The following is a 25,801-nucleotide window of genomic DNA, read 5'->3' as shown; positions in this document are numbered from 1 at the left end:
AGAATAATATCATTAGCCAAGCAGAAAGGATGGTGCAGCTTATTGAGCGATCGAACGAAACAAGTGCAGTTCAGAATGCCAGAAGAACTGCACACCGATCTAAAAGCGGCATTGGCTTATGACAAGAGTAGCTTTGCAGATTTTTTCAATCGAGCGGCTGAAGAGTACTTGTCCACACGCAATGCTAAAAAGAAAGAAAAATCCAAGAGCAAGGATGGAGGAACTCATAATGGCTGATACAAAAATAATCGTTATTCCCGATGGTAAAATCTGTGACTATATCGACGGAAAAATCATCATTGAGTGCAAGAAAGAGACCGTTGACGCACGCAATGCCAAAGATGGTATCGCTCAGTTGCAGTCCTATATGTCAGTATGCCCTAACTGTGAATGGGGTATGTGGACAAACAGTATCCAGAAGTTTGTTTTCCGCAAAGAAGTAGATGCTTCCGGGAATATCACCTTCATGGAATATAACGACATTCCCTCGGCAGATGGCAATCTGGATGAAGTCAACCGTCCCAGCAGAACCAGCCTCAAAAATACCTATGACGATAATCTCCTGTTTGTTTTCAAGACCTGTCATAATCACATCTATGTGAATGATGGATTGCAGAAGCAGCCTGCTTTCTTTGAATTGCTCAAGGTCATTTTCTGCAAGATTGAGGACGAGCGCAATATCCCTAATCCCTTGGAGTTTTATACTACATCTGATGAACGTTCCGATCCTGACGGTCAGCTCACTGTCCGTAACAGAATTGGTAAAATCTTTGAGCGCGTAAAGAAACGTCACGGCAAGATTTTTGACGCGAATGATGAAATCAAACTCAGCCCGCGCAGCTTGGCGTATATCGTCAGCGAGTTTCAACGTTACAGCCTCCTGAACACTAGAATTGATATCAAAGGCAAAGCCTATGAAGAAATTGTAGGCGCTAATTTGCGTGGCGAGTTCTTCACGTCGCTAAACGATAGCTCTCTCAGGGGTGTCGTTTGAAGTTCAGGGGTGTCGGTTTTGCAAGGGGTGTCGGCCTGAGAGGTTACGACGGAGGTAGGCCAAATGAAGCATTCAGTTAGAATTTTTGCAGCTTTCAGACTGGGGGCAGGTAAATGAAATATGGTGGTCTTCCGTGGGGAATGTGGGTGTTGTACCGCAGATCATTTCGGAAGCATTTGGTTTCCGACCTTGGATTGTCATCCTCCGAAGCAAAAAGAGTAATGGTAGCCGCGAAACCAAACTATAAAAAGATTATCGCGAAACTACCGGAGTTTGAAAAATCCGACCAGTTCGATGTGAATATTGTAAACTGTGCGCTTCTGATAGCTTTTCTGCAGGCCATGAGCACCAGACCTGATATTGAAAGCCTCACGGAATTTTATACAAACGCCATGATGAATCCGCCGACCCGATGGTTTTTCCGTATGATGGGAAAGCAGAAGTTCACGGATAAAGATATTCAGGAGGCAAAGGATACCTCCGCATTGAAGGCGGCAGATCGGAATCCTTACTCATGGAATATGGACTATCTGCCCTACGAGGACGGGAGCGGCTATGAGGATCGGTTTTACGCCTGCGGCATCTGTACGCTGATGAAGGAGTATGGCTTTTACGATCTCACGCCGGTGATGTGCCATCTGGATTTCGTCATGGGCGAGGCAAGCGGCACATACCAGTTTGTCCGGAAATATACACTTGTGTCCGGCGGCCCTTACTGCGACTGCGGATATAAGAAGATAAATAAAGCAGAGGAGCGGAAGAGACATTGAACTATCTGACCTGCGGATCACCGGAAAATAAAAGTCTGTTGTTCCTCCACGGAATGGCGTCTACGGCGGAGTTGTGCTTTGCCCCGCTTCTGCCTTACCTGCAGGAGTATCATGTCATTTTGGCGGAAATTGACGGTCATAGTGAGCGAATGCCCGGCGACCTTACTTCCATTCTGGATTGCTGTGATGACATCGAGGGATATATAAAAGATCATTTGGATGGCAAGCTCCATGGATTGATTGGCTTCTCCATGGGCGGTACTATGGCGGTCGAACTGATAGGGCGTGGAAATATAGAGGTAGAACGCACGCTTCTGGACGCAGCGTTTGTCATCCGGATAGGGGCTTTTCTAAAGCCTCTCACCTTCGTTTTTTGCAAGGGAATCGAGAGAATCAAGAAAGGAAAATCGGTTCCGAAATGGTTGATGGGTCGGATGTTCGGGAGGGATAATACCAGCCTGCTGGAGATGTTTTATCCGGGAATATCGCAGAATACCGTAAAAAACTGCCTCAAACTGCTGGATGATTATCGCGTTCCGGAAACACTCCGAAACTATAAGAATCCGGTCACCTGTTGGTGCGGTGAATATGAAACCATGCCAGTGAAAGGCTTCCAGACGTTAAAACTGTACTTACCGCAGATGACCGAAGAGGTGAAGCTGCACATGGGACACGGACAGTTCCTGCACGAGCACAGCGAAGAATATGCGAAAGAGCTCATCTCATTCATGGAAAGCTGATAGAAGCGAGGTGAAAAATGTCAAAGAGAGCAACCGATTTTCAGGTAAAGGTCATGAGCCGCGGTACGCGTGGCATGGGACTCTGGGCGCCACTCAACACAGGATGGATCGATGAACATGTGGCCTGCGTCAGGGAATATATCGCGAACATATTCTTTTGGACAGCCCCGGTTTGTTCCGCGATGCGACCATCTATATCAGCGGGGTCGAGAACAAATACCTTACCGGAGAATGGCGTCGGAAGGTCTGGTGGGGACTGTACAAGCTTCCGCAGGTAACTATAGACAATAAGAAAGTTCTGCTGAAGGATGGACAAACTCTGCATATCGAAGGAATTGAGGTCCACTGTATTCTTGTGCCCGGTCATACCTGGGGACACATGGTCTACCTGATTGACGGGAAATACCTTTTTTCTTGCCAAGTATAATGGTAAGCGCGGAAACTGGAAGGGGGTGAAATGGTTCTTCTATATTTACTATCCAGCGCACCTGGTGCTGATTGGGATGCTCCGAATCTGGCTCCACGGAGACATCTCCATTATCTTTTAACCTGCGGACATAATTCAGAATGCTTGAACGATAACTTCGGAATCGTTTTGAAGCATGCCATAAAGCAGGAAAATAGGAGGTTAAGATCATGAGTAAGGCTTTGGTAGCGTATTTTTCAGCGAGTGGAGTGACCGCAAAGATGGCGGAGAAGCTGGCTGAAACAATCGGGGCGGATCTGTTTGAGATTAAGCCGGAGACGCCCTACACAAAAGAGGATCTCGACTGGACAAATAAAAAGTCCAGAAGCACGATCGAGATGGAAGACAGAAACAGCCGTCCGGCAATCTCCACAAAGGTGGGCGACATGGAACAATACACGACAGTATTCGTTGGTTTCCCCGTATGGTGGTACCGCGAGCCGTCCATCATTGACACCTTTATAGAGAGTTATGACTTTCACGGCAAAACCATTGTGCCCTTTGCTACATCCGGTATGAGTCCCATTGGGGATTCCGGGAGGAATATGCAGGCGCTTGCGCCGGGCGCAAAGGTTGTGGCCGGAAAGCGTTTTCCGAACGGTGTTTCTGCAGATGAACTGAAAAAATGGGCAAGCGAATATGATGCTGACCGCATGTGATGTCCACACAAACGACTAAATCAGGAGGATTTCAGTATGTATCATAAAACAATCACACTTTCCAACGAACGCCGTTGTTCCCCAGCTTGCGCTTGGGACATGGCTTATTGATGACGATAAGGTTGCGGATGCTGTCCGCGCCGCCATTAAAATCGGATACCGCCATATTGACACGGCGCAGGCATATGGAAACGAGCGCGGCGTTGGCGAAGGCATCCGTACCTGTGGCATCCCGCGGGAGCAGATTTTCGTAACAACAAAAGTCGCAGCGGAGCATAAAACGTATGAATCCACGGCAGCTTCTATTGAGGAATCTCTTCAGAAAATGGGGCTTGATTATATCGACATGATGATCATTCACAGCCCGCAGCCATGGAAAGAAGTCAATCAGTCGGATGACCGCTATTTTGAGGGCAATCTGGAAGCGTGGAGAGCTTTGACCGATGCATATAAGTCGGGTAAACTCCGTGCCATCGGTGTGTCGAACTTCCTGAAAGAGGATATCGGCAACATGCTTGAAAATGCGGAGATAAAGCCGATGGTCAATCAGGTGCTGTGCCATATTTCCAACACGCCGCTTGCGTTGATCGAATACTGTCAGAGCAGGGGTATCGTGATGGAGGCATATTCTCCGGTCGCTCACGGCGAGGCACTGAAAAATGTGAAGATCCGAGAAATGGCGTCGAAATACGGTGTTTCCGTTCCGCAGCTCTGCATTCGCTATGATCTCCAGCTGAACATGATCACGCTTCCGAAGACGGCAAATCCGGAACATATGGCAGCAAATGCCGACATAGACTTTGAAATTTCTGACGCTGACATGGATGTGCTGAAAAACATCGAACATATCAGGGATTACGGCGAGCACGGATTCTTCCCGGTGTTCGGCGGAAAACTGTAAGGGAGGGCATCAGAATGGCTGAGAAAATTGTACAGACAGCGGGCAGGAACGCACTCGGCGAATTCGCGCCGGAGTTTGCTCATTTTAACGATGATGTTCTTTTCGGTGAGAACTGGAACAACGAAGATTTGCCCCTGAAAACAAGAAGCCTCATTACTGTAGTTGCGCTGATGGCGCAGGGCATCACGGACAGCTCGCGCGGGACAGACGGACAAGGATCGCTACCAGAATTCGATCTTCTTTCCTGTGGGAGAGCCGAACGATGCCTACGCGCAGTATTTTGACGGGCAGAGTTATCTTGCGGTCGTCTCCGATAGTCAGGTGCCGATCCATAACGTCACCTTTGAGCCGGGCTGCCGAAACCACTGGCATATCCATAAGGCGACGAATGGCGGCGGGCAGATGTTAATCTGTGTCGGCGGACGCGGCTATTATCAGGAATGGAACAAAGAATCGATAGAGATGCTTCCGGGAAAAGTCATTCATATCCCCGCCAATACCAAGCACTGGCATGGCGCTGCGCCGGATTCGTGGTTCTCCCACTTGGCGATTGAAATATCCGGGGAAGACACGTCGACAGAATGGCTGGAATCTGTGGATGGAGCAGAATACAACAATCTAAAATAAGACGAGAGTCTGGTCTCCCAAAGCAGATCGCCGTATTTACGAACGATTTCATCCGCTGGCTTCCCAAATATGTGCAGAAACCTCTCTTGGCTGCCACGGCAGCATGAAATGAAAAGCAAATTGAGGAAGGTACGCACATTTTATGGTTGTTACATATCTCGGACAGTTCGCCGGTTCTTTTATCGCATACTCTATAATTGCCTTGATCGTTGCCTTTGTTATTTGTAGGCGGAAAATGAAGAAATCCGGTGAGAAAAAAATTTCGTTCCTGATGATAAGTTGCACGCAAGCATAATTTTAATGGGCGCCAGAAGCGCACGCAATCTGAATCTGATTCCTTTTAAGGAAAGTGAATTCAAGATAATATACATCCTTTTAATTTGTCGATTGCCACTTCGTCACCTCCGTCAGGGCAAAAGAAAAGCGCCTCATTGCTGAGACGCTGAAAGCTGATAAGCTGTGGATTTCTTTAATCTTTACCGAAAATAAGAATTTTCTGTGTGATTTTCCTTGCAATCGGGAGCCAATCAATAAGTTTCAATGAAGGCGTGAGAACACGCATGCCGCGCAGGATGTTGTCATCTTTAATCTTATGATACCCTCGAGCGATGTCTTTGATATCCGCAAAGCTGTCCGCACCGAAAACAAATCTGGCTCCGGTTTGCTGGATGGATTTTTCAACCCTTTCTCGTTTCACCCACATCTTCGCAATACATTCCATTATGACCGTAGCCGTATCAAAGTTTTCACGAATGATAGAAAGCATTCTGGCATTTTCTCCAGCAGTAAGATACATGGACAGTCCTTCTATAATAAAAAGGATGTTGTTCCGGCTTTTTACTTTCTTTGACCAGTTAGGATCCAGAGCGGAGGCATCGATGGATGAAACCCGCCCACTTTCAGAAAAAATCTGATCTCTGAGTTTTATGACATCAGGTAGATCCAGGTTGTACCAAGTGATAGTACCGTTGTTCACGCGGTAAAAATTTGTATTTTAAAGCGCCAGATGAATCATCTTCACCATATTCAGTAGGTCGGAACCCCACATATTGAAGCGCGTACCGAATTTGAGTCCGGATCTGTCAATGTGGTTGTAATATTTTTCTTCCGCGAAGACCTTGGCGTTCCCACCGATTTTTGCGACAAGCTCTGCGGCTGAATCGACATAAAAGAACATTTTCGCATCCTCATGGCCAACCATCTTTATCCATTTTTTTCGTATCGCGGTCATGCCGCTCTTGTTCACAGTGTCGAAGACGACTTCGATATAGCCGTAACCTTGCAGCATTTTGAATAGTTCGAGAACCTTGTCCTCTTCAAAATAGTAGAACAGGCCGCTGGCAGTAACGAGTAGAGGTGCGTCCGGCTGTTCACTGCGTACCTGTCTTATCCATTCATCGCTGAAAGCGTCTCCCGCTATATATTTTTCGTGTTCCGATTCAGGAAGGAGAATCCTGCGATATTCGATCACATCGGGGAGATCAATGCCGTACCACATTGTCCTCCCATTGCCGTCTCGGAAAAAGGTTGTCTCCAGCCCGCATCCGAGCTGGACAATCGCGCCATCCGTCCTGCGCTTCAGGAAATTGCGGATATATCTGTCCATGTTTGCGGAACGTGATGCAGAAGCGATCAGCGTATATTCCGTCTGCGTGTCCTGACCTGCGAGATGCTCTGGAAGCTTATCCTTGAGAGAGAGGGCCTTTTCATCGTACAGAACGTTTTTGCAGTTTTCGCTGGCATAGATCCTGCCGAGCATGGGGACAAACAAGGTGTCCTCTACGGTTCCTAATTCAGCCATTTTAATTGTCCTTTCTAATTACCTTTTTTAGTTCCTCCACCGGCATCCTTTCTGGGTATTTGCCTTCGGTCAGAATATCGGAGAGCAGCTTGTTATCCAGAATCATGTCATCCCTGATGAGCTGCCAGTTCGCTTTTTTTCGGTAAAAGACCTTGAAGATCAGGAAGTTCATAATCAGTCCGATGATGGGAGCCTGCATTCCAAACATCTCGGTATGAGAGAAGCGACACCCTTTCTGCGTGCGTTTCCCCTCGAACGTGATCATTGCCGTTTTCGCGTCGCTTTCAAATTTTATGAGAAAATGGTCTGCGTCACGCTCGGATTCGATTATCGTTCCGGTAACGTCATAATCCATGCCCATGACAATCTCATAAAACCGCACCTTGTCCCCGGGTTTAACTGAACCGTTGTAGAGATTGCATTCCAGATGGAAAGGGCTCCATTTGACAAACTCCTCCTCAAAGTTATCCACCCATCTGTCAAGTCTCTCGAACGGAGCGGGGATATCGACTTCTTCCTTAAGGGTGACCATTATGCTTTCCTTCTTTCATGATATGTTTTCAGGACATCCATCATGGCGGTCTTCTTTTCATCCGCAATACCGATCGTGTTCATCACAAGCAGGGCAATATCCTCTGTCAGTCGCAGTGCGTCGTCCGGATCATGTGCGCCGTCCTGCATAAATACATACAGCATCTCCCCGATGCCGCCCGTAAGGAACTGTGCCATTCGTTTTGCATCGGTAGGTAAGAAGCCTGCTTCGTCAGTCAGAAATCTTGACCACAGTGCAGCGATTCGCTCAGTTAGCTGCTGCCGCATATCCAGAATAAACAGGCGGTTCGGAGTGGATTTTCCCGTCATGAGCATCTTCCTCTCGTGCTCGATGTAGGCGTCAATGCAGCCGACAAGCAGGAGCGTCTGTTCCTCGATAGACTTTCCTTCCGCTGCATAAGCCTCCGAGAGGCTTGCTATATAGTTTTCTGCCAGTGCTCTGGAGCAGGCGTGATATAGCTCATTCTTTGACTTGAAATAGTAGTAGAACACGCTTGGAGAGGAAGATTTATTGCCTACGGTATCCAGCACATCACGGACGGACACAGCCTCATAGCCTTTCTCCATGAAGAGCTCAGTAGCTACCTTGATAAAGGCTTCCTGCCTGATTTCCGGATCTTTCTTCGTTCTCATAGACATCTCCAAAAATAGAATATAGCTCTATAAATATCTTAGTCTTGCCTAACTGATTTGTCAATTGTCATTGGTATATCTCGGCGTTGCGACTAAAAATAATCTTGATGATGTATATCGTTCCTGTGCAGTCCGTCACGCAGACACTGATCTTGATGTGCTTAATCCGTTCGCTCTGCGGATTGACCGCCTGCACGGTATGCGTAAAACTTGCCATCTCATCACCTCACAAAAGGTCAATGAACCGCGTCTCTGTCGTGCCATCCTCATACTCGAAAACCACCTCGATGCCGACCTGCCCGCTTTCGCCTTTCTGCAAATCCTCGGACGCGATCTGGCAGGAGAAAGTGTAGCTGTCATGATTAGCTGGCGTGACCGTCTGTGTCAGGCTTTTGGTCGTATTAAGCGAGCCTTCGCATTTGAAGGATGCTGTGCCGCTGACTCCGTTTTCGGCGTCAACTTCAAAGCCGGAGTTCTCCCAGTAGTTCAGTCCGGAATCCGCTCTGGAGTTGCGCAGATGATTGAATGGCACAAGGTCTTTCATTTCCGGACTGTCAACAAAATCCGCTCCGGCAAGCGTATCTGCGGCGGCATCCCACTGGGAAGAAGAATCGCCAAGTTCCCGGAGCGTGGTGGAAAGCTCCAGAATCGTATTCCACGGATCCCGGAGGTTATACTCGCGCCGGACGATTCGGGTTTTTATGCTGAGATTCAGTTCATCGTCCTTGACGGTAACAATGTCTCCGAGTTTCCACTGTTCATGCTCATACCCGGTCAGGGAAGATAAATCCATGGCATTCAGCACATAGGAAATACGGGGGCTTGCGTAATCGGCAAGGCGCATTTCGGCATATTCCAGCATCTGATAGGGATTTGTAAAGGACGAACAGTCGAGCGTGGAAACTCTTATTTCACTTGTATAAGTGGTGTCCTCCACATATTCTTTTCCGTCATTGATGCTGACAACAGACTTCACGCCGTTGAATACGAACGAGGTTACGGATTTATACATCCTTGCAGCCCTTGACCCGGGCTTTGTAGGAGAAAGCTGACAGATCATTGACGGTACTGGTGTCCTGCTTGAGCATCCCGTCGATCGCGACGTGGTGATCTGCCACGACTCTCATGGTTCGCTTCTGGTAGAATAGTCGGCGTTTCTTCCTGTCCTGGCCAAGGTGCTGGAAGAACGAGGATATCGTATTCGGCGACATTCCAATGCCGGGATAGTCTTTGCAGACAAACGTACGGCTGTACTCTGAAGTGAGCCTGCCGTTCACGATGGAAGGCTTGATGATCCTCAGAGTCGCGGCCGCCATGATAGTGTAAGCATCCTTGATGGCGTACACTTCCAGGAGATCGTCCAGGATGTCACGGGTCACGGACTTTACAAAAGCCGATGCGCCATAGGAGAGCATGTCCGGAACGCTTGCAGCAACAGAACCCTGTTTGGGGACATACTTTCCGTCACGGATATGTCCGATGACTTTCCCGTTGCGGGGCTGCGGATTGCCTCCCGGGATGTACCTCGTGCTGATCCGTTCCCGGACAGCGAAGCGGTTTGGTCCGTCACGGCCGTTATCCTCGACAATGGTGTTGACCGGTCGCGGAACTTTGCGGATAGAATCTGGAACTACTCACGAACGCGCAGCGTTCAGACACTAAAACGAGTCAATTTCGCCGTTTTCTATAGTACGGCGGATTGGGAAAGTATTAGTTGTAATAGTTAGTCGTATAATTCATTATACCTAAAATCGCCCAAGTCATAAGGCTTGAGCGATTTTTCGTCAGGGGAATTTTTACAGCCCTCCCCCTTACTATGAACAGTGAAATCCGAAATACGGCGCCGTTCAGGCAGAATCAGCACTCAAAGCCGCCGTCGACCTTGATGATCTGTCCGTCGATGAACGAGGAGTCGTCTGTGGCGAGGAAGAGGGCGACCGTTGCGATGTCCTCCGGCTGTCCTATCCTCTTCATAGGGCAGCTGTCGATCATGCCCTGAAGAACCGACGGACCTCCGATACTGTCTACCATCGCTGTGTGGATCGCGCCGGGTGCGATCGCGTTGACCCTGATCTCAGGCCCGAGCTCCCATGCCATGGACTTGGAAAGCCCTGCGAAAGCATGCTTGGATGAGATATATCCGGCAAATCCGTGGTGTGCCGCATAGGATGCCACAGAAGCAATGTTGACGATCACGCCTTTGCCCTTGCCTTTCATGACAGGGGCGACGAGCTGGCAGAGCCTGAGGGCGGAGTCCACATTGACCCGGAATACTCTGTCCCATTCCTCCAGCGTCACATCCTGAAGGGGGACATGCTCAGCATCCCGGCGTTGTTTACGAGGATGTCAACGGTGCCGTAAGCTTCAATGGTTTTGTCTACGATCTCTTTGCAGAAATTCAGGTCGGCAGCATCTCCCAGAACGTAAAATGCCTCTTTCCCCTCAGCTCTGATCTTATCAACGACAGCCTTGGCGCGCTCTTCATTTCTGCCCGTGACGACGACTCTGGCGCCTTCCCGTGCGAAAAGCACAGCCGTCGCGCGCCCCATCCCTGAGGTAGACCCTGTAACGATTGCCACTTTGTTTTCCAGTTTCATGCTGACTCCTTTCTCATTGTAGTTTCCCATGGCTTAACAGTACCTGCTCCATGATCTGTATGCGAAAAGTCTCTTTGCGCAGGCACGGCCGGCTTCGAGACTTTCCATGCCTGTATCATATCATAATGCAGACCGCCGCGGCTCAAAAGCACAGAAAAGCAGAATTGACTTCTCCGTCGAAACGTGTTATGATCATAACTAGCATATGCCAGAAACAAAGGAACGGTGGGAGCGAGAGATGCCAAGACCAAAGCGAACCCGGTGGATCGAGCGGGAGCCTGTCTGCCGCTGCTTTTGCCCGCAGGACGGTCACAGCAGGCAGCCGACTGTCGTGCTTACGCTGGATGAGTATGAGACGATCCGTCTGATCGATCTGGAAAACTGCGATCAGGCCTCATGTGCAGCGCGTATGGGGCTGTCCCGCGCGAGCGTACAGAGTATCTATGACGGTGCGAGAAAAAAGCTCGCGGAGGCATTGGTACGCGGCTCCTCTCTCCGGATTGAGGATGGCGACTGCTTTGTGTACGACGGCGAAAGCCCTGCGGGGAGCCCTGCGCGGAATCGGACCGGCGGGATTTCCATGGTCATGCAGAACAATAATAAGGAGAACGGAAAAATGGTGATTGCAGTAAGCTATGACAGAGAAAAGGAAGAAATTTTTCAACATTTCGGAAAGACGGAGTATTTCAAGCTCTATGAAATTGAGGACAATACGGTAAAGAAAAGCGATGTGGTGAGTACCGACGGACAGGGACACGGCGCGCTGGCCGGCGTTTTGAAGAAGCTGCGTGCGGACGTCCTGATCTGCGGAGGCATCGGCGGGGGCGCGCAGGCGGCGCTGGCGGAGGCGGGGATCCGTCTCTTCGGCGGCTGCAGCGGGAATGCGGATGCGGCGGTCGATGCTTTTCTGAAAGGGAATCTGTCGTATCAGGAGGATATCCGCTGCGATCATCACGATCATGGAGACGGCGGCTGTGGCGATCACGGACACGGTGAGGGAGGACATGCCTGCTGTTACGGATGAGACAGTATCGTGACGCGGGGATTACAACGCGGAAATGAGGGGAGCAGAAACGCTGTCGCTCTGCCTGTTCTGTATCCATGAGAATGGCTTCCTAAAATCAGGCCATGCTTTATGGATCGGGAAATCAGGCAGACCGGCAGCGCTTTGTTTTTGTGTGGAAAAAGGGATCAGAGCATCAGGCGGTAGATGCTTTCAATATCTTTCTGATCGAGCCGGGCAAAGCCCTCGATATAGCCGGGCGGCCGTCGCCGAAAGCGCAGACCCGGGCCATTTTTTCAATGTCCTCTTCTTTCGCGCCGAGCTCCTTGAAATTCGAGGGCATTCCGATGGAAATAAGGAAACGGCGCAGGGCGGCGATGCCGTCTGCGGCGGTTTTCTCAGGGGGATAGAAGTCCATCCGGCAGCCCCATACACGCACGGCGATCTGTGCAAAGCGCGTGATATCATGCTGTATTACATACGTGAAGACGGCGGGCATGGTGACGGCGAGACCCGTTCCGTGCGCGCAGTCATACTGCGCGGAAAGCTCATGCTCGATGTTGTGGCTGTTCCAGTCCTGACTGCACCCGACGCCGCAGGAGTTATTGTGCGCCATCATGCCGGCCCACATGATATTGGCTCTGGGCTGATAGTTGTCAGGCTCTGCAATCACCCTTGGCCCCTCATGGATCATGGTCATGATCAGCGCTTCGATCATCCGGTCGGTCACCTCGACCTTGCCGGTATTGGTGAGATAGCGCTCGTAGAGATGAGCGATGATATCAGTGATGCCGACAGCCGTCTGGTAGGGCGGCAGCGTTTCCGTGAGCGCCGAATTCAGGTGGACATCGATTTTGGGCTGCCCGTATGACGCGGCCGGGCAGTTCCAAGCGGCGGCTCATGGAAGGAATTTGCCGGATGCCAGATAGAGCTGATACCATTCGTGATGCGTGAGCTCTGCCTTTACCGCGTCGCAGATATCCCGCAGATGCTCGGGATTCATGGTTCCGGCGATGGGCTGAATGCCGGCCGGGTGACGGAGAATCCATGCGATGGCTGTTTTGGAGATGCCGTAGCGGTCCGCGACCTCCTGAAGTGCCTTGTTCAGCTCCGGGAAAGCGGGATCGTCGACGAAGCAGCCCTTGAACATGCCGTGCTGCAGCGGCGACCATGCCTGTACCCTGATGTCGTGCAGCCGGCAGTAGTCCAGCGTTCCGTTGTCGCGGCTGACGGAGCGCTCGGTGGTCAGGTTGTTGACATAGAGAGCCTGATCAATCAGCTGCAACTGCTCGAGAGAGAACTGAAGCTGGTTGAAGATCAGCGGCTGATGCACATATTTCCGCAGGAGCTCGATCTGCATTGTGGAGACGTTGCTGACGCCGAACCAGCGGACCTTTCCGCTCTTTTTGAGAATATCAAAGGCTTCTGCGACCTGCTCCGGCTCAAAGAGGAGATCGGGGCGGTGGAGCAGCAGAACATCGAGATAATCGGTTTTCAGCCGCCGCAGGCTGTCGTCCACGCTGGAGAGAATATTTTCTTTTGTCCAGTCAAATTCCTGACGCTCAAAGCACAGGCCGCACTTGCTCTGGAGATAGATGTCCTCACGGCGGATCCCCGTCTTGGCGAAAGTCTCTCCGAAGCGCGTCTCCGCTTCTCCGTCCGCACTGTAACAGGTGGCATGGTCGAAGTAATTGATGCCGAGCTCGCGGGCCGTGGAGATGATGCGGACAGCTTCACAGGCAGACAGCGCAGGCATGCGCATGCAGCCGAGGATGATGGCGGAAGCCTCCTGCGGCCCGCCGGTAATGTTGTAGGTTTTCATTATGGAACCTCCTGAGCTGAGCGAACAGGGGCCGTCCACTCTGCGGGCGCGCTGTGAGATTCTCGAAAGGCAGAAAGCTTTTGTGGCAGAGAGCCTTGCCGAAATGCAGCAGACGTATGAGAAAGTGTCGTGCAAGCTGGAGTATTTTTCGGGACTGTGTGAGGAGTACGAGCAGGGAGCCTTGAAGCAGTCAAATACCCCGCAGGAATAAATTTTTTGTCTGCCGTTTTGGGCGTATTTCCATGGGCCGGCTTGTGGTATGATGTCAGAGGCAGCAGAACAGCCGGCATTTTATCGTACTCAGCGACAGCGTGATAAGCATAAGGAGGAATGAACAGATGACAGAGGAGAGACGACCGGAGAACATGAGCCGGATCACAACGCCGGAGCTTGCGCAGGCGTTTATTGAGGAGCAGGTGGCAAAGATCCGCGCACAGGTGGGAGACAGAAAGGTGCTGCTGGCCCTGTCCGGGGGCGTGGATTCCTCCGTGGTTGCGGCGCTTCTCATCAAGGCAATCGGGCAGCAGCTCGTATGCGTGCATGTCAACCACGGACTTCTCCGCAAGGGTGAGCCGGAGCAGGTCGTCGAGGTTTTCCGTAATCAGATGAACGCCAATCTGATCTATGTGGACGCGGTGGACCGTTTCCTCGATAAGCTGGCGGGCGTCGGGGACCCGGAGGAAAAGAGAAAGATCATCGGCGGGGAATTCATTAATGTATTCGCCGAGGAGGCAAGAAAGCTGGACGGCATTGAGTTTCTTGCGCAGGGAACGATCTGGCCGGATATCCTCGAGAGCGAGGAGGGCATCAAGGCGCACCATAATGCCGGCGGCCTCCCGGAGGATATGGATTTTGCGCTGGTAGAGCCGATCCGCATCCTCTTCAAGGACGAGGTGCGCGTGGTCGGGGAGGAGCTTGGGCTTCCGGCCGCCATGGTGTACCGTCAGCCGTTCCCGGGTCCGGGACTGGGGGTCCGCTGCCCCGGCGCCATTACGAGAGATCGTCTTGAGGCGGTCCGCGAGTCCGATGCGATCCTTCGTGAGGAGTTTGCAAAGAACGGACTGGAGGGAAAGGTCTGGCAGTATTTCACGGTGGTGCAGGAATTCCGCTCCACGGGGATCAGGGACGGCAAACGTGCCTTTGAGTGGTCGGTGATCATCCGGGCGGTCAATACGCAGGATGCCATGACCGCGACGGTGGAGAATGTTCCGTTTGAGCTCATGTGCCGCCTTGCGGACCGCATCACGCACGAGGTGCCGGGCGTGAACCGGGTGCTGTATGACTATACGCCGAAGCCGACCGGGACGATAGAATTCGAGTGATATTCGACCATCATGGAACCTTTTATTTATGCGGGTTGCAAGCAAGAATGCTTAGCGTTTGGCGACGATTCGGCAACAAAATTTAATCTTTGAATCATTCTATAACGAACAGCGCTGTCTGATTTACAAGAGTAAGTCAGGCAGCGCTACAGACCGTAGACAAAGTGGGTAATCGGCACTGCAAGGTTACCGGCTTTTTTGTTATCTGGAAACATTTATGCTGCTGAGAACAAAAATAAGCGTTTATAAGACGAGGCTCCGCCCTCTCTTTTCGCCTTTCTTTGAAGCATTCTTGCCAGTTTTTTGAGATTCATGCATGTGTAAGTAAGCCCGGCTTTCATTTCCATGCGGGCTTTCCCTATCATCTGTGTATAGCGGAAGCCATGGGCTTCCTTCGCCGTTCCGAAGATCCGCTCTATCGTCTCTTTTCGGATGTCGTAGAGCTGCTTCATACCGATCGTGTGGCGGATGTCCTCAGCGATCTCCATGTATGGTTCCCAGATATGCCTGGTGACTACTTTTACATGACTCATACTCTCCGTACATTTAGATAAATACGGACAGCTTGCGCATACTCTTGAATCACTTTTGTACTCACGGTATCCGTCACGATTCGTTGTTGAATACTTAAGAACCTGATTGTTGGGACAGATGCAGCAATCGTAAAACGCATCGTATGCGTATTCGTATTTCTTGAAGAACCCATCCTTGGTCATTGGACGCTTATAAGGGAAAAGAGGAGCTATTCCATCATCGATAAGCAGCTTCGCTATAGCAGGTGTTTTGTAACCAGCATCAACGATGATCGTTTCTGGAGCAAGAGTTTTGGTCTTATCGTAAATACCTTTGAATGTACGACTATCGTGCCCGTTCCCGGGATTTACATCATATCCAAGGATCCAGCCATTCTTGTCGCAAGCCGTTTCGATCTCATACGCGAACACCTGCTTATGGTCACCCTTGTGAAACCATCCGCTATCCGGATCGGATTTACTGGCTTTAACTTCTTTATCATTGTCGCCAGCACCCGGACCGTCATGAGGATCATCCTTGTCTTTCAGAGGTTTCTTGCCATGATCTTCGCGATCCGCGTTGATTTCCGTCTCCAGCTGTTTCTCGTAGAAGAGAGCCTCCTGATGGACAAACTTCTTCTCCATCTTTTTATGATTAGCACACGCTTTCACATGTGTGGAATCGATAAAGATGTCCTTTGTATCAATGAGGTGATGACTGCAGCATTCTTCCAGAACTCGGGCAAAGATCTGCTCGAACAGGTCGGTGTCTTTAAATCGCCTGGTGTAATTCTTCCCGAACGTAGAAAAGTGCGGAACCGGATCTGTCATGTCGAGGCCAAGGAACCAGCGGTAAGCGACGTTAACTTCGATCTCCTTGATCGTTTGACGCATGCTCCGGATGCCGTAGAGGTATTGAATGATGGGGATCTTGATGAGTACGACAGGATCCATACTCGGACGGCCAAAGTCGGGCGAGTATTTTTCCTCGACAAGCTCGTATATGAAACGCCAATCGATCGCGTTATCAACTGCTCTTAAGAGATGATCTTGCGGGACGAGGTCATCCATACAGAACATCTGGACCTGACCTCTTTTCTTATCAGAATCATGAGTCATCATAGTGCCGGACACCTCGTTTTTGACATCTTTATTATACTATAGAAAAGTACTAGAAATGCCGTAGATACGCCATTCCCAACACTTTTGGGTAATAAAAATCCGAGGCCGAAACATCGGACTTTGTCTACAGTCTGAGACCGTAGCTTAGTTGTTACGGTCTTTTTGTGTTTATTTGAAAGTGGGTATTCCGGGAAAATATTATTTAGACAAACCGGGAGTTGCTGTTGCCTTCCTTTCTCAATCTCTGCCAGCAAAAGTCCATGTGATCCCGAGTTTTTTTAGGAGTGTATTTTCGTTACAGCAACAGTTGGTAATATGCCATTCACCATTGCTGTCGGTGAATATTCTGGCAAGCTCACCGATATCGGAATGAATCACCCAGTAGCTATTTGCCCCAGTATAAGGAATCGGCCAGTCGTTACCGCTTCCGCCATGCAAAATGACATGTAGCAGTTCTCTAAGCGTAGCACTGTCATGTAGTTCAATTGTATATTCACCATTTCCAGCATCATCGCCCATACATACGGATACTCTGCGGAATAAAATTGTAATCATGTACCCTATCCTTTCTCATAAATTCTAATTTGCCCTTTTTATTTGTTGCATGAAAATTTTCTGAATCATAACTCTATAATAATTCCATACCGTATAATTGATAATAGTATTATTTATGTTTATATGTAACAGAATAACCGTCAAAGACTTTAGCGGTTTGGAAACCCTTTCAGCGACAAAACATCTCCTCTGTGCCCGATGCGCTGATTTTTCACACGGCTATTTGTGCCGAAGCCAAATAGCCCTGATCGCAGCTGTAAAATCGCCTGCGCGGATTTTGCAGCGCGTGCCTCGCTGAGGAACGCTTCGGCATGGAGGATTATACGGAAGAAGAAATAGAAACAGCTTCGAGGAAATGGTGGGATTATTGGAGAATTTCTTTGTAAAGCGGATGCTGTCATGAAAGCCGTCGAACGGTATGAAAAGAAAGCCTTACTGAACGGATCAACCCCGGTTCAGCAGGGCTTTTTGTGTGAGATGGACGGAGAGCGGGCGCCGTGCCTGCATGGGTGCGGATTTGACGGCCGGCGTACATCGAAGCGGATCGGAATCTTCTGCAATCGGCCTTCTTCCGCAATGGCGCCTTTTACAAAATATACATTTGAGTGCCAATTTAAGTCAGCCTGCTGCAAGAAATATACTTCTCTCTGGGATATTATAATTCCAACGTAAACAACAATATTATAGGGAGGGAATGTATGAGAAAGAAAGTTTTATCTTTTGCTCTTGCCGCCGGGTTGGCAGCGGGAGCATTGGCGGGATGCGGCGCTTCGGGAAATACGGCTCCTGCAGAAGCGGCATCCAATGATGCAGGGGCTGTTGAGGAGACAGCCGATGCGGAGCCAAAGCCCGTAAATACAGATGATATGTTTACTGTTTCGATGGCGGTTATCGGCAACCCGCAGAAAGATCTTGATCAGGTTGTTGCGAAGATGAATGAGCAGCTGGGACGGGATCTCGGGGCGCAGATCGATGTTACTGTTCTTGGCTGGGGCGAATTCGCACAGCAGATTCAGCTGATGCTGACAGGCGGTGAGAAGCTGGATCTGGTGCCTGTCATGTATACACAGGCAAGCAACTATGTAAACAGCGGTTATCTCCTTGATCTGACAGATCTTGTGGAGCAGTACGGACCTGATATCAAGAGCGCGATCAATGATGACACGATCTTACATGTAGCATCCATGAACGGAATCACCTATGGTCTTCCTGTTGAAAAAGAGTGGTATGCAGACAGCTGTCTGGTTATGCGTAAGGATATCCTTGATAAGTATAATCTTGATGTCTCCGGCATCGATTCCTTGGAGGAGTGTGAAGATATCTTTGCCGCGGTTCATGAGAATGAGCCCGAAATGGATGTGATTGTCGGCGCAAGCGGCTCGCTGATCGGCAACATCTATTTTGCGGATACTCTGGCTGATAAGCTGGGCGTTCTTGATAACGGCGGTGCGGATTCTACCGTAGTCAACTACTTCGAGACGGATAACTACAAGAATCTTGCCGGCACCGTCCGCAAGTATTATGAGGCGGGGTACATCAGCAAGGATATGCCGACGAGCACGGATTCCGGTACGGTAATCATGAAAGCGGGCAATGCGTTCTGCTTCGCTACGCCTTACAAGCCGGGTGTTGCCGAGCAGGAATCCTTAAGCACCGGGCAGGACCTGATTGCCGTCAGAATCAACCCTCCGGGAGCTTTCTGCTATACTAGTGCTGTTGCAGCTCTTACATGGGGCATTTCCTACAACTGCGAGGATCCGGAGATAACAATGAAGGTTCTCAACTACATGTATTCCAACAAGGACTTCATGAACCTGCTTAACTGGGGCATTGAGGGCGTGCATTACAAGTATGTTGATGAAGAAAACGATATTATCGGATTCCCCGACGGTGTTGATGCGACAACAGCAGGCTACAACCTGAATATGGGATGGGAGCTTCCAAACCAGTATAATATGCATGTCTGGGAGGGCAGCTCTCATGAGATCATGGATGAGCAGAAAGCGATGAACTATACGGCAACTCATTCCAAGGCTCTCGGCTTCATGTTTGACAGTACAAACGTTGCTGCTGAACTTACGGCCCTCAGCAATGTTATGAGTGAGTATGAGGCTTCCCTTGACTGCGGTGCGGTTGATCCGGAAGAAGTTCTTCCTGAATTCAATCAGAAGCTGTATGCTGCCGGACTTCAGAAAGTAATTGACGAAAAGCAGAGACAACTCGACGAGTGGCTGGCACAGCAGAATTAACCATAATATGGCCGCATTCTTTCAGGAGGATGCGGCCCTTTTGAGGTAAGAAAGGCCGGAATGAGAAACCTGATCCATACAATTCGAAAGATCACACTTCTTCTGGTTTCGGCAGTTGTAACAATGTATCTGCTTGGATGGTATCTGTTCATTCAATACAGACAAGAGGTATCGGATATTGCACGCAGTAATATCCAGATGAATTGCGAAGACATCGACGCTGAGTTTGAGATGATCAATCAGTCGATCGTAGATGTCCTCGTCGGAAATGCGACAATAAATGACATACGGTCTGCGGGAAACAGCAGCAACAGCTTGACCTTGGTTAAAAGGCTTTCTGCAGAACGTGACATGCTGTCACAGCTGGAGACATTGGGAAATCGTTTTGACGGCAATTATATTTTCTGGATGATCAGCCCTGCGCAGGATATCTATCTGATTACGGCAAACAGCTATACGGATAAACAAAATTTTGAAAAGTTCATCCGAGGCTATGGCGCAGACCGGCTGATTAAGAGCAGCTCAAGGCAATGGACCATTACGGAGGAGGGAGGACTGCTGATTTCAACAGGGTTTCAGGAAAATGGGATCTGCATCGGATGCACAGCATCGTTTGCTGACCTTCTGGAGCCTATGTGGGACAGCAAACTGGTCAGCAGCATATATGTGTACTGCCCTGAGAAAGACACGGCCTATGCGGTGCGGGAAGACAGAACCGGAGCGGAGGACAAAACAAAGGACTGGCAGAACTTCCCGCTTTCCTTTTCGTTTTCCAATGCGGAAGCGGAGCTGTATCTCATGGCGGAAACATCAATCGAGGGAACGCTGTTCTGGTATCAGATCGTTCTGCTGGCGGCAGCAGCCGGAGTCATTATCGTAAGTATTGGTTCCATTCTCTATACCGGAAGAATGGTCAACAGACCTATTCAGCTTTTTTATGAGAGCATCCAAAAGTATAAGGAAACCGGCAGGTTCAGCGATCCGGGAATATACGATGAATTTTCGAAAGCCGGAGAGATTTTCCGAAAGCTGGAACAGGAGATCAGTGATCTTAAGGTTCAGGTCTATGAAGAAAGGCTGAATACAGAAAAGGCTCAGGTCGAATATCTGCAGCTTCAAATACGGCCGCATTTCTATATCAACTGCTTAAACAGCATTTTCAGCATGGCGCAGATGAATAAGACGTCAGCGATAGAAAAACTGGCAAAATACGTCACGGATTATATGCGCTCTTCTCTCCGGAGGGGTATGCATCCGGTAGAGCTGTCTGAGGAAATCACGACGATTCAGAATTACGTCAAAATTCATGAGGTTCTGTACCGATATCGCTGTGAGGTGATTACAGAAATTTCACCGGAGCTGATGAATGCTTTGATTCCTCCGCTTCTGCTCATGGTTTTTGCAGAGAACTGCATCAAACACACAGCCACGGGCCACGGCAGCATATTGCTTCGAATTCGCGGCTTTATTTCCAATCCGGACACGCAGGAAATGACATTGCAGATCAGCGATGACGGCCCCGGATTTCCTGAAGATTTTCTGGAGCAATGGAAAAACCATAGTCTGCATTCGGGCGATGAACGTTTCCAAATAGGGATTTTGAATGCGCAGAAGAGATTGTCTCTTCTTTATGGCCTACGCGCTTCTATGGAGATGTGCAATCTGGAGAAAGGGGGCGCCTGCGTAATATTAAAGCTGCCCTGCATGAAAGAGGATGAACAGGCATGAACATTTTAATCGTCGATGATGAGATCAATGTTCTTGAAAGTCTGCAGATCGGCATTCATTACAAAGAGATTGGAATCGATAAGGTTTATGCTGCGGATAACGTGCAGGAAGCAAAAAAGATCCTGAGCTCTGTACCAATCGAAATTCTGGTGACGGATATTGAAATGCCGCAGCAGAGCGGGATCGATCTTCTGACATGGGCGACGAAGCAGAACATGAATCTGGTTACGATTTTCTGCACAGGCTATGCTGATTTCAACTATGCCAAAAAAGCCGTGGAGCTGCAGTGTTTTGACTACTACCTGAAACCGATTGCTTTCGATGATTTTTCGGCTCTGATCAGAAAGGCAGTGGAGCAGGTGCGCTCGGAACATCAAAAGCAGTCCTATTTGCAGTACGGACAGTACTGGCTGGATGATGAAAAGAATCGAAGAGAGGAATTCTGGAGACATATACTTTACAGTGTCATTGCGCTGGATGAGGAGAGCCTTGCCGACTACTGCGAACGGAGAAAGGTGAACTATAAGACATCGGAGCTGTTTGATCTCTTCCTGCTTCAGATAACGGAAACAAGCGGGAAGATGGAAGCTCTGAGTCAGGCCATGCAGGAATTTGTGGTACAGAATATCGTCGACGAGGTTTTTACAAAAAGCGGATGTGTACCGGAGAATATCAGTATATATCGGAAAGATATTTTTACTGTTGTTTTGAAGAAATGTGCTTTATGCATTGATGATGTTGCCGCAGAGCTTCAGAGCGTTTTTGACAAGCATCTGGACAGTTCGGTTGAAATTATCCATGCCGAAACCACACTGAAAAATGCGGGAGAGGAATTTCTTGAGCTGGAGAGCAAAGCTGCGGAAAGGGTGGAAACCTCACAGCTGGGAGATGCCTGCCGGATCCTGAAAGACTATATCAGGGAGCACTGTGCAGAAGAATTGATGAGAAATCAGCTGGCGGATCTGGTTCACCTCAATGCGGATTACATGACGCGGCTGTTTAAAAAAGAAGTAGGTATTTCCATAACGAATTACCTGATCAATGTCCGGATCCAGAAAGCCTGTCGACTTCTGGAGACGACAGAACAGAGTATCAATGATATTGCCATGGCTGTGGGATATGACAATTTTTCTTATTTTTCCAGATTGTTTAAGAAAATCACCGGAGACACTCCGAAAAAATTCAGAAAAAAATTAAGGAGAATGTAGATATGACGAAGCTGTTTGCAAGTTCTTCCGATTTTCCTGTGGCTGAGACTGCCGGGGGAAAAATTCGAGGCTTTCAATATGGAACAACCTTTACGTTCCATGGAATTAAATACGCTGATGCGAAACGTTTTCACGCACCGGAACCGGTGCAGCCATGGGACGGCGTAAAGGATGCGCTCTCCTATGGGTATGTCTGTCCGCTTCTTCAGCAGGACGTTCCGAATGGCGAGGTCATGGTTCCGCACAGGTATTGGCCGATGGATGAGAATTGCCAGTATCTGAATATCTGGACTCAGCATCTGGGCAAAGGAGCAAAATGCCCGGTTATGGTATGGCTTCATGGCGGCGGATTTTATGCAGGATCTTCCATTGAGCAGCAGGCCTATGACGGCGATAACCTGAGCGCATTCGGAGATGTGGTTGTAATCTCTCTCAACCACAGACTGAATATTCTGGGCTACTTAAATCTGGAGCCGTATGGAGATGAGTATGCCAACAGCGGCAATCTGGGAAATGCGGATATCGTTGCGGCACTCAAATGGATTCGGGAGAATATAGAGGCATTCGGCGGCGATCCCAATAACGTTACCTTGTTTGGACAGTCCGGCGGCGGCATGAAAATCTGGACGCTTATGCAGACGCCCGAGGCGGACGGACTTTATCACAAGGGCATCATTCAGAGCGGCATTCTCGAAGACTTCATGCATGAGACAACGACAGACTCCCGTCCGCTGGTCGAAGCAATGCTTGCGGAGCTCGGCTGTGAATCCGGGGACGTTAAGGCACTGGAAACCATGCCTTATAACAGGCTTGCTGACGCATACAACAAGGTAAGTACCGATATCCTGATTCAGGGAGACTATATTGGCGGTTATCCCATTCAGAATGACTTTTATCTGGGCGATCCCCTGCATGTGGGATTCACAGAATATGCCAAAACTGTACCGATTATTATGGGCAGCTGCATGGGCGAGCTTGGCTTTATGCCGGATCTGCCGGGCAGAAAGCAGCTGAGAGAAGAAATACACAGGATGCTGAGGGATAAATTCGGAGATGCGGAAAAGGAAATCGCCGGGGAGTTTTCCCGGGCATTCCCGGGCAGCCATCTCACCAATCTGCTTACATACGATATCTTCTTCCGAAAGCCCGCCATCGACTTCATCAAGGCGTTATCCGGTGTCAGCAGGACAAATGTTTACTCTTATGTATTTGCTTATGAGTTCCCCTATAACGAGGGAAAAACCGCATGGCACTGTTCAGATATTGCATTCTGCTTCCGCAATACGGATAAGATACCGATTTCCAATATTCCGGGCGTTTCGGACCGGCTGGAGAATCTCATGAGTTCGGCGTGGGTGAATTTCGCGGCAAGCGGCGAGCCCGGCGTATGCGGGGATATCACATGGATACCCTGCCGTGCGGACAGAGAGAACACAATGGTATTTGACAATGCGGGATGCCGTCTGGCGCCGGATTTCGATCATAAGCTGCAGAAACTGATTGCCGATACCGGCGTCGTTTCACCCTTTGCAATCAAGAATCAGATTGCATGGAAGAAGATGCTGAAAGAGAAAGCGGAAAAGGAAAAAGCCGTTTTCTTACACTAAGGAGCAGAGAAGAACATGATAAGAAAAAGTACCGCTGCTAAACCGAAAATGTCCAAGGCGAAAAAGAAAGCCTTGTTGAAAAGAACCATCCCGATCTACATTATGGCGCTTCCCGGTTTGATTTATCTGTTTATCAATAATTATATGCCCATGCCCGGCATTATTTTGGCATTCAAGAATTATAAGGCCAAGGATGGCATTTATGGTTCGCCATGGGCAGGATTTGTAAACTTCAAGTATCTGTTTCAGACGCAGGACGCCTTTATTATTACCAGAAACACGATCTGTTATAATCTGGCATTTATTGTGGTCAACACGATGGCAGCGATTGCCGTGGCCATTCTTCTGTCAGAGCTGACAGGCCGACTGAAAAAGGTTTATCAGTCCGCTATTTTGCTTCCCTATCTGCTTTCCGCGGTGATCGTCTCTTACCTTGTATTCGCGTTTCTTTCTCCCGAAAACGGGTTTATCAACAACACCATATTGAAAGCAATGGGAAAAGAGGGAATCAGCTGGTACCAGGAGCCGAAGTACTGGCCGTTCATTCTGGTATTTGTGAATCTCTGGAAAGGAATCGGATACAACTGCATTATTTATCTCTCCACGATTATCGGTTTTGATAAGGGTCTTTATGAAGCGGCATCCATCGATGGCGCCACAAGATGGCAGCAGGTCACCAAGATTACGCTGCCCCTGCTTCGTCCGACGGTGATCATGCTGACCCTCATGGCGGTTGGTCACATCTTTTATTCTGATTTCGGCCTGTTTTATCAGGTGCCTCAGAATGCAGGCGCCCTGTATTCGGTTACGAATACGATTGATACCTATGTGTACAGGGGGCTGCTGGAGCTCGGCGACATCACAATGTCTGCAGCCGCAGGCGTATATCAGTCATTTGTCGGCTTTGTTCTGGTTCTGGCCGCCAACCTGATCGTAAAAAGGGCAGACCCGGACAGTGCATTGTTTTAAAGAAGTGCATTGTTTTAAAGGAGCGCATTATTTTATATAGGAGAGAAGTCATGAATATTAAGCCGGAAGGAAGATTTCAGGTTTTTGCCAATATTGTAATGATTCTGATTACGCTGATTGCCATCATTCCTCTGATTCTGTTAACGATTGCTTCCCTGACGGATAATTCGGCATTGATTCGAAACGGTTATTCTTTCGTCCCTGAGAAGTGGAGCGTCTATGCCTATCAGTATATTTTCTCCAGCGGAAATTCCGTTCCTCATGCGTATTGGATATCGCTCGTGCTGACCGCATCCGGAACCCTGATAGGCCTTACGATCACGACGCTTCTGGCCTATGCGCTGTCAAAGAAGTTTCTGCCCGGCAGAGGCATTCTTACTTTCATTGTATTCTTTACCATGCTCTTCTCCGGCGGGCTGGTGCCGACGTATATCAATTACACCGGTGTATTCGGATTGAAGAATACGTTCCTTGCCCTTATGATCCCCGGGCTTCTCATGAATGCCTTTAACGTCATGATGATGAAGTCATATTTTGTGACAAGCATTCCGGAAGAAATCATGGAGGCGGCCAATATTGACGGCGCGAATGAGTTTTCGGTTTTCTTCAGAGTTGCGCTTCCTCTGTCCAAGCCGATTATCGCAACGATCGGACTTTTTATCGGTATCGGGTACTGGAATGACTGGATGAACGGTTATATTTATCTGACCAAGAGGACGGATCTTTATTCCATTCAGAATCTTCTGTACCGTATGATCCAGAACATTCAATTCCTTGTGAACAACTCGTCCTCACTTACCGGTGCGGATAAGAGTCTTGGCAGTATTCCCAGTGTATCTGTGAGAATGGCCATGGCTGTGGTAGGTGTTTTACCGATCGTTATTGTCTATCCCTTTATTCAGAATAATTTTATTAAGGGTATTACACTCGGCGGAGTTAAGGGATGATATCTGTCCAAAGGAGA

At 49.1% G+C, this 25,801-nt stretch carries 26 protein-coding genes and 2 pseudogenes; 16 read left to right on the top strand and 12 right to left on the bottom strand.

The features are described 5' to 3' along the window. Nucleotides 1–75: 75 nt before the first annotated feature. The 7 genes and pseudogenes from E0E20_RS13895 (at nt 76) to E0E20_RS14575 (ending at nt 5,157) form a co-directional block, all read left to right on the top strand. On the top strand, nt 76–237 hold the full coding sequence (locus E0E20_RS13895) for a hypothetical protein (protein WP_165444008.1): 162 nt from the start codon (nt 76–78) through the stop codon (nt 235–237). Next, complete coding sequence (locus tag E0E20_RS06225) at nt 230–994, top strand: type I restriction enzyme HsdR N-terminal domain-containing protein (RefSeq protein ID WP_130837345.1); 765 nt, start codon at nt 230–232, stop codon at nt 992–994. Before E0E20_RS13895 ends, E0E20_RS06225 begins: the two co-directional genes overlap by 8 nt. 113 nt (nt 995–1,107) lie before the next feature. Then, on the top strand, nt 1,108–1,764 hold the full coding sequence (locus E0E20_RS06220) for an L-2-amino-thiazoline-4-carboxylic acid hydrolase (RefSeq protein ID WP_130837344.1): 657 nt from the start codon (nt 1,108–1,110) through the stop codon (nt 1,762–1,764). Then, on the top strand, nt 1,761–2,504 hold the full coding sequence (locus E0E20_RS06215; RefSeq protein WP_130837343.1) for an alpha/beta fold hydrolase: 744 nt from the start codon (nt 1,761–1,763) through the stop codon (nt 2,502–2,504). The genes E0E20_RS06220 and E0E20_RS06215 overlap by 4 nt, the downstream gene beginning before the upstream one ends. Before the next feature lie 636 nt (nt 2,505–3,140). After that, entirely contained in the window at nt 3,141–3,629 is a 489-nt protein-coding gene (locus E0E20_RS06205) for a flavodoxin (RefSeq protein WP_130837341.1), read from the top strand. 19 nt (nt 3,630–3,648) lie between these two features. Further along, entirely contained in the window at nt 3,649–4,530 is an 882-nt protein-coding gene (locus E0E20_RS06200; RefSeq protein ID WP_330508860.1) for an aldo/keto reductase, read from the top strand. A 14-nt stretch (nt 4,531–4,544) separates the two neighbouring features. Then, nucleotides 4,545–5,157 (top strand): annotated as a pseudogene (locus E0E20_RS14575) (cupin domain-containing protein). 469 nt (nt 5,158–5,626) lie between these two features. On the opposite strand, the gene E0E20_RS06190 reads toward E0E20_RS14575, so the two are convergent. The 8 genes and pseudogenes from E0E20_RS06190 to E0E20_RS06165 all read right to left on the bottom strand — a co-directional run bounded on the left by E0E20_RS06190 (nt 5,627) and on the right by E0E20_RS06165 (nt 10,740). After that, on the bottom strand, nt 5,627–6,133 hold the full coding sequence (locus E0E20_RS06190; RefSeq protein WP_330508838.1) for a class I SAM-dependent methyltransferase: 507 nt from the start codon (nt 6,131–6,133) through the stop codon (nt 5,627–5,629). Between the two features lie 18 nt (nt 6,134–6,151). Next, a complete protein-coding gene (locus E0E20_RS06185) occupies nt 6,152–6,958 on the bottom strand; it encodes a class I SAM-dependent methyltransferase (RefSeq protein ID WP_130837339.1) in 807 nt (268 codons plus the stop codon). Between the two features lies 1 nt (nt 6,959). Next, entirely contained in the window at nt 6,960–7,490 is a 531-nt protein-coding gene (locus E0E20_RS06180; RefSeq protein WP_130837338.1) for an SRPBCC family protein, read from the bottom strand. Next, nucleotides 7,490–8,143, bottom strand: coding sequence for a TetR/AcrR family transcriptional regulator (locus tag E0E20_RS06175; protein ID WP_130837337.1), 654 nt, complete (start codon nt 8,141–8,143; stop codon nt 7,490–7,492). The genes E0E20_RS06180 and E0E20_RS06175 overlap by 1 nt, the downstream gene beginning before the upstream one ends. A 67-nt stretch (nt 8,144–8,210) precedes the next feature. Beyond that, a complete protein-coding gene (locus E0E20_RS13890; RefSeq protein WP_165444007.1) occupies nt 8,211–8,360 on the bottom strand; it encodes a hypothetical protein in 150 nt (49 codons plus the stop codon). A 9-nt stretch (nt 8,361–8,369) separates the two neighbouring features. Beyond that, nucleotides 8,370–9,155, bottom strand: a complete 786-nt coding sequence (locus tag E0E20_RS06170) for a phage tail protein (protein ID WP_330508836.1) — start codon at nt 9,153–9,155, stop codon at nt 8,370–8,372. Then, complete coding sequence (locus E0E20_RS14335; RefSeq protein WP_278045058.1) at nt 9,148–9,270, bottom strand: hypothetical protein; 123 nt, start codon at nt 9,268–9,270, stop codon at nt 9,148–9,150. The genes E0E20_RS06170 and E0E20_RS14335 overlap by 8 nt, the downstream gene beginning before the upstream one ends. A gap of 730 nt (nt 9,271–10,000) precedes the next feature. Next, nucleotides 10,001–10,740: pseudogene (locus E0E20_RS06165) on the bottom strand (SDR family NAD(P)-dependent oxidoreductase). A 238-nt stretch (nt 10,741–10,978) separates the two neighbouring features. On the opposite strand from E0E20_RS06165, the gene E0E20_RS06160 reads away from it, so the two are divergent. Next, on the top strand, nt 10,979–11,764 hold the full coding sequence (locus E0E20_RS06160; RefSeq protein ID WP_130837336.1) for a DUF134 domain-containing protein: 786 nt from the start codon (nt 10,979–10,981) through the stop codon (nt 11,762–11,764). A gap of 175 nt (nt 11,765–11,939) precedes the next feature. Here E0E20_RS06160 and E0E20_RS06155 read toward each other — a convergent pair whose 3' ends face one another. Continuing rightward, nucleotides 11,940–12,521: a hypothetical protein gene (locus E0E20_RS06155; RefSeq protein WP_442911473.1), complete on the bottom strand. Its 582-nt coding sequence runs from the start codon at nt 12,519–12,521 to the stop codon at nt 11,940–11,942. A 120-nt stretch (nt 12,522–12,641) separates the two neighbouring features. Then, on the bottom strand, nt 12,642–13,565 hold the full coding sequence (locus E0E20_RS06150) for an aldo/keto reductase (RefSeq protein WP_130837335.1): 924 nt from the start codon (nt 13,563–13,565) through the stop codon (nt 12,642–12,644). Nucleotide 13,566: 1 nt separating this feature from the next. On the opposite strand from E0E20_RS06150, the gene E0E20_RS06145 reads away from it, so the two are divergent. Then, the gene (locus tag E0E20_RS06145; RefSeq protein ID WP_130837334.1) at nt 13,567–13,776 is read left to right on the top strand and encodes a hypothetical protein; all 210 of its coding nucleotides are present in this window, start codon (nt 13,567–13,569) and stop codon (nt 13,774–13,776) included. Between the two features lie 154 nt (nt 13,777–13,930). Further along, nucleotides 13,931–14,887, top strand: coding sequence for a glutamine-hydrolyzing GMP synthase (guaA, locus tag E0E20_RS06140; protein WP_334295337.1), 957 nt, complete (start codon nt 13,931–13,933; stop codon nt 14,885–14,887). Nucleotides 14,888–15,102: 215 nt separating this feature from the next. Here the strand turns inward: guaA and E0E20_RS06135 are convergent, their stop codons facing one another. Beyond that, nucleotides 15,103–16,521, bottom strand: coding sequence for an IS1182 family transposase (locus E0E20_RS06135; protein WP_242622681.1), 1,419 nt, complete (start codon nt 16,519–16,521; stop codon nt 15,103–15,105). A 237-nt stretch (nt 16,522–16,758) separates the two neighbouring features. Next, complete coding sequence (locus E0E20_RS06130) at nt 16,759–17,076, bottom strand: hypothetical protein (protein WP_130837332.1); 318 nt, start codon at nt 17,074–17,076, stop codon at nt 16,759–16,761. A gap of 698 nt (nt 17,077–17,774) precedes the next feature. Between E0E20_RS06130 and E0E20_RS06125 the strand changes: the two genes are divergently transcribed. The 6 genes from E0E20_RS06125 to E0E20_RS06100 are packed head-to-tail and all read left to right on the top strand — an operon-like array spanning nt 17,775 to nt 25,784. Then, nucleotides 17,775–19,325, top strand: coding sequence for an ABC transporter substrate-binding protein (locus E0E20_RS06125; protein WP_130837331.1), 1,551 nt, complete (start codon nt 17,775–17,777; stop codon nt 19,323–19,325). Nucleotides 19,326–19,385: 60 nt separating this feature from the next. Beyond that, nucleotides 19,386–21,053 (top strand): sensor histidine kinase, encoded by a 1,668-nt coding sequence (locus E0E20_RS06120; RefSeq protein ID WP_130837330.1) that lies wholly within the window; start codon nt 19,386–19,388, stop codon nt 21,051–21,053. After that, a complete protein-coding gene (locus E0E20_RS06115; RefSeq protein ID WP_130837329.1) occupies nt 21,050–22,261 on the top strand; it encodes a response regulator transcription factor in 1,212 nt (403 codons plus the stop codon). The genes E0E20_RS06120 and E0E20_RS06115 overlap by 4 nt, the downstream gene beginning before the upstream one ends. Nucleotides 22,262–22,263: 2 nt before the next feature. Beyond that, a complete protein-coding gene (locus tag E0E20_RS06110; RefSeq protein WP_130837328.1) occupies nt 22,264–23,868 on the top strand; it encodes a carboxylesterase/lipase family protein in 1,605 nt (534 codons plus the stop codon). A 15-nt stretch (nt 23,869–23,883) separates the two neighbouring features. After that, complete coding sequence (locus E0E20_RS06105) at nt 23,884–24,837, top strand: ABC transporter permease (RefSeq protein ID WP_242622680.1); 954 nt, start codon at nt 23,884–23,886, stop codon at nt 24,835–24,837. Nucleotides 24,838–24,887: 50 nt separating this feature from the next. Beyond that, nucleotides 24,888–25,784: a carbohydrate ABC transporter permease gene (locus tag E0E20_RS06100; RefSeq protein WP_130837327.1), complete on the top strand. Its 897-nt coding sequence runs from the start codon at nt 24,888–24,890 to the stop codon at nt 25,782–25,784. The last annotated feature ends 17 nt before the right edge of the window (nt 25,785–25,801 follow it).

The sequence above is a fragment of the Lachnoclostridium sp. Marseille-P6806 genome (assembly GCF_900625025.1).
In the GTDB taxonomy this organism is placed as follows: domain Bacteria; phylum Bacillota; class Clostridia; order Lachnospirales; family Lachnospiraceae; genus CAG-791.
The sequence above is the reverse complement of the archived record's forward strand: the minus strand, read 5'-3'. Positions and strand labels throughout refer to the sequence as shown.

Excerpts from the sequence above, each read along its gene's own strand:
- E0E20_RS06160 (WP_130837336.1), top strand. The coding sequence starts at position 10,979 with ATGCCAAGACCAAAGCGAACCCGGTGGATCGAGCGGGAGCCTGTCTGC.
- E0E20_RS13895 (WP_165444008.1), top strand. The coding sequence starts at position 76 with ATGCCAGAAGAACTGCACACCGATCTAAAAGCGGCATTGGCTTATGAC.
- E0E20_RS06180 (WP_130837338.1), bottom strand. The coding sequence starts at position 7,490 with ATGGTCACCCTTAAGGAAGAAGTCGATATCCCCGCTCCGTTCGAGAGA.
- E0E20_RS14335 (WP_278045058.1), bottom strand. The coding sequence starts at position 9,270 with ATGAGAGTCGTGGCAGATCACCACGTCGCGATCGACGGGATGCTCAAG.
- E0E20_RS06135 (WP_242622681.1), bottom strand. The coding sequence starts at position 16,521 with ATGATGACTCATGATTCTGATAAGAAAAGAGGTCAGGTCCAGATGTTC.
- guaA (WP_334295337.1), top strand. The coding sequence starts at position 13,931 with ATGAGCCGGATCACAACGCCGGAGCTTGCGCAGGCGTTTATTGAGGAG.
- E0E20_RS06130 (WP_130837332.1), bottom strand. The coding sequence starts at position 17,076 with ATGATTACAATTTTATTCCGCAGAGTATCCGTATGTATGGGCGATGAT.
- E0E20_RS13890 (WP_165444007.1), bottom strand. The coding sequence starts at position 8,360 with ATGGCAAGTTTTACGCATACCGTGCAGGCGGTCAATCCGCAGAGCGAA.
- E0E20_RS06185 (WP_130837339.1), bottom strand. The coding sequence starts at position 6,958 with ATGGCTGAATTAGGAACCGTAGAGGACACCTTGTTTGTCCCCATGCTC.
- E0E20_RS06105 (WP_242622680.1), top strand. The coding sequence starts at position 23,884 with ATGATAAGAAAAAGTACCGCTGCTAAACCGAAAATGTCCAAGGCGAAA.
- E0E20_RS06205 (WP_130837341.1), top strand. The coding sequence starts at position 3,141 with ATGAGTAAGGCTTTGGTAGCGTATTTTTCAGCGAGTGGAGTGACCGCA.
- E0E20_RS06220 (WP_130837344.1), top strand. The coding sequence starts at position 1,108 with ATGAAATATGGTGGTCTTCCGTGGGGAATGTGGGTGTTGTACCGCAGA.
- E0E20_RS06145 (WP_130837334.1), top strand. The coding sequence starts at position 13,567 with ATGGAACCTCCTGAGCTGAGCGAACAGGGGCCGTCCACTCTGCGGGCG.
- E0E20_RS06175 (WP_130837337.1), bottom strand. The coding sequence starts at position 8,143 with ATGAGAACGAAGAAAGATCCGGAAATCAGGCAGGAAGCCTTTATCAAG.
- E0E20_RS06120 (WP_130837330.1), top strand. The coding sequence starts at position 19,386 with ATGAGAAACCTGATCCATACAATTCGAAAGATCACACTTCTTCTGGTT.
- E0E20_RS06170 (WP_330508836.1), bottom strand. The coding sequence starts at position 9,155 with ATGTATAAATCCGTAACCTCGTTCGTATTCAACGGCGTGAAGTCTGTT.
- E0E20_RS06150 (WP_130837335.1), bottom strand. The coding sequence starts at position 13,565 with ATGAAAACCTACAACATTACCGGCGGGCCGCAGGAGGCTTCCGCCATC.
- E0E20_RS06125 (WP_130837331.1), top strand. The coding sequence starts at position 17,775 with ATGAGAAAGAAAGTTTTATCTTTTGCTCTTGCCGCCGGGTTGGCAGCG.
- E0E20_RS06225 (WP_130837345.1), top strand. The coding sequence starts at position 230 with ATGGCTGATACAAAAATAATCGTTATTCCCGATGGTAAAATCTGTGAC.
- E0E20_RS06100 (WP_130837327.1), top strand. The coding sequence starts at position 24,888 with ATGAATATTAAGCCGGAAGGAAGATTTCAGGTTTTTGCCAATATTGTA.
- E0E20_RS06110 (WP_130837328.1), top strand. The coding sequence starts at position 22,264 with ATGACGAAGCTGTTTGCAAGTTCTTCCGATTTTCCTGTGGCTGAGACT.
- E0E20_RS06115 (WP_130837329.1), top strand. The coding sequence starts at position 21,050 with ATGAACATTTTAATCGTCGATGATGAGATCAATGTTCTTGAAAGTCTG.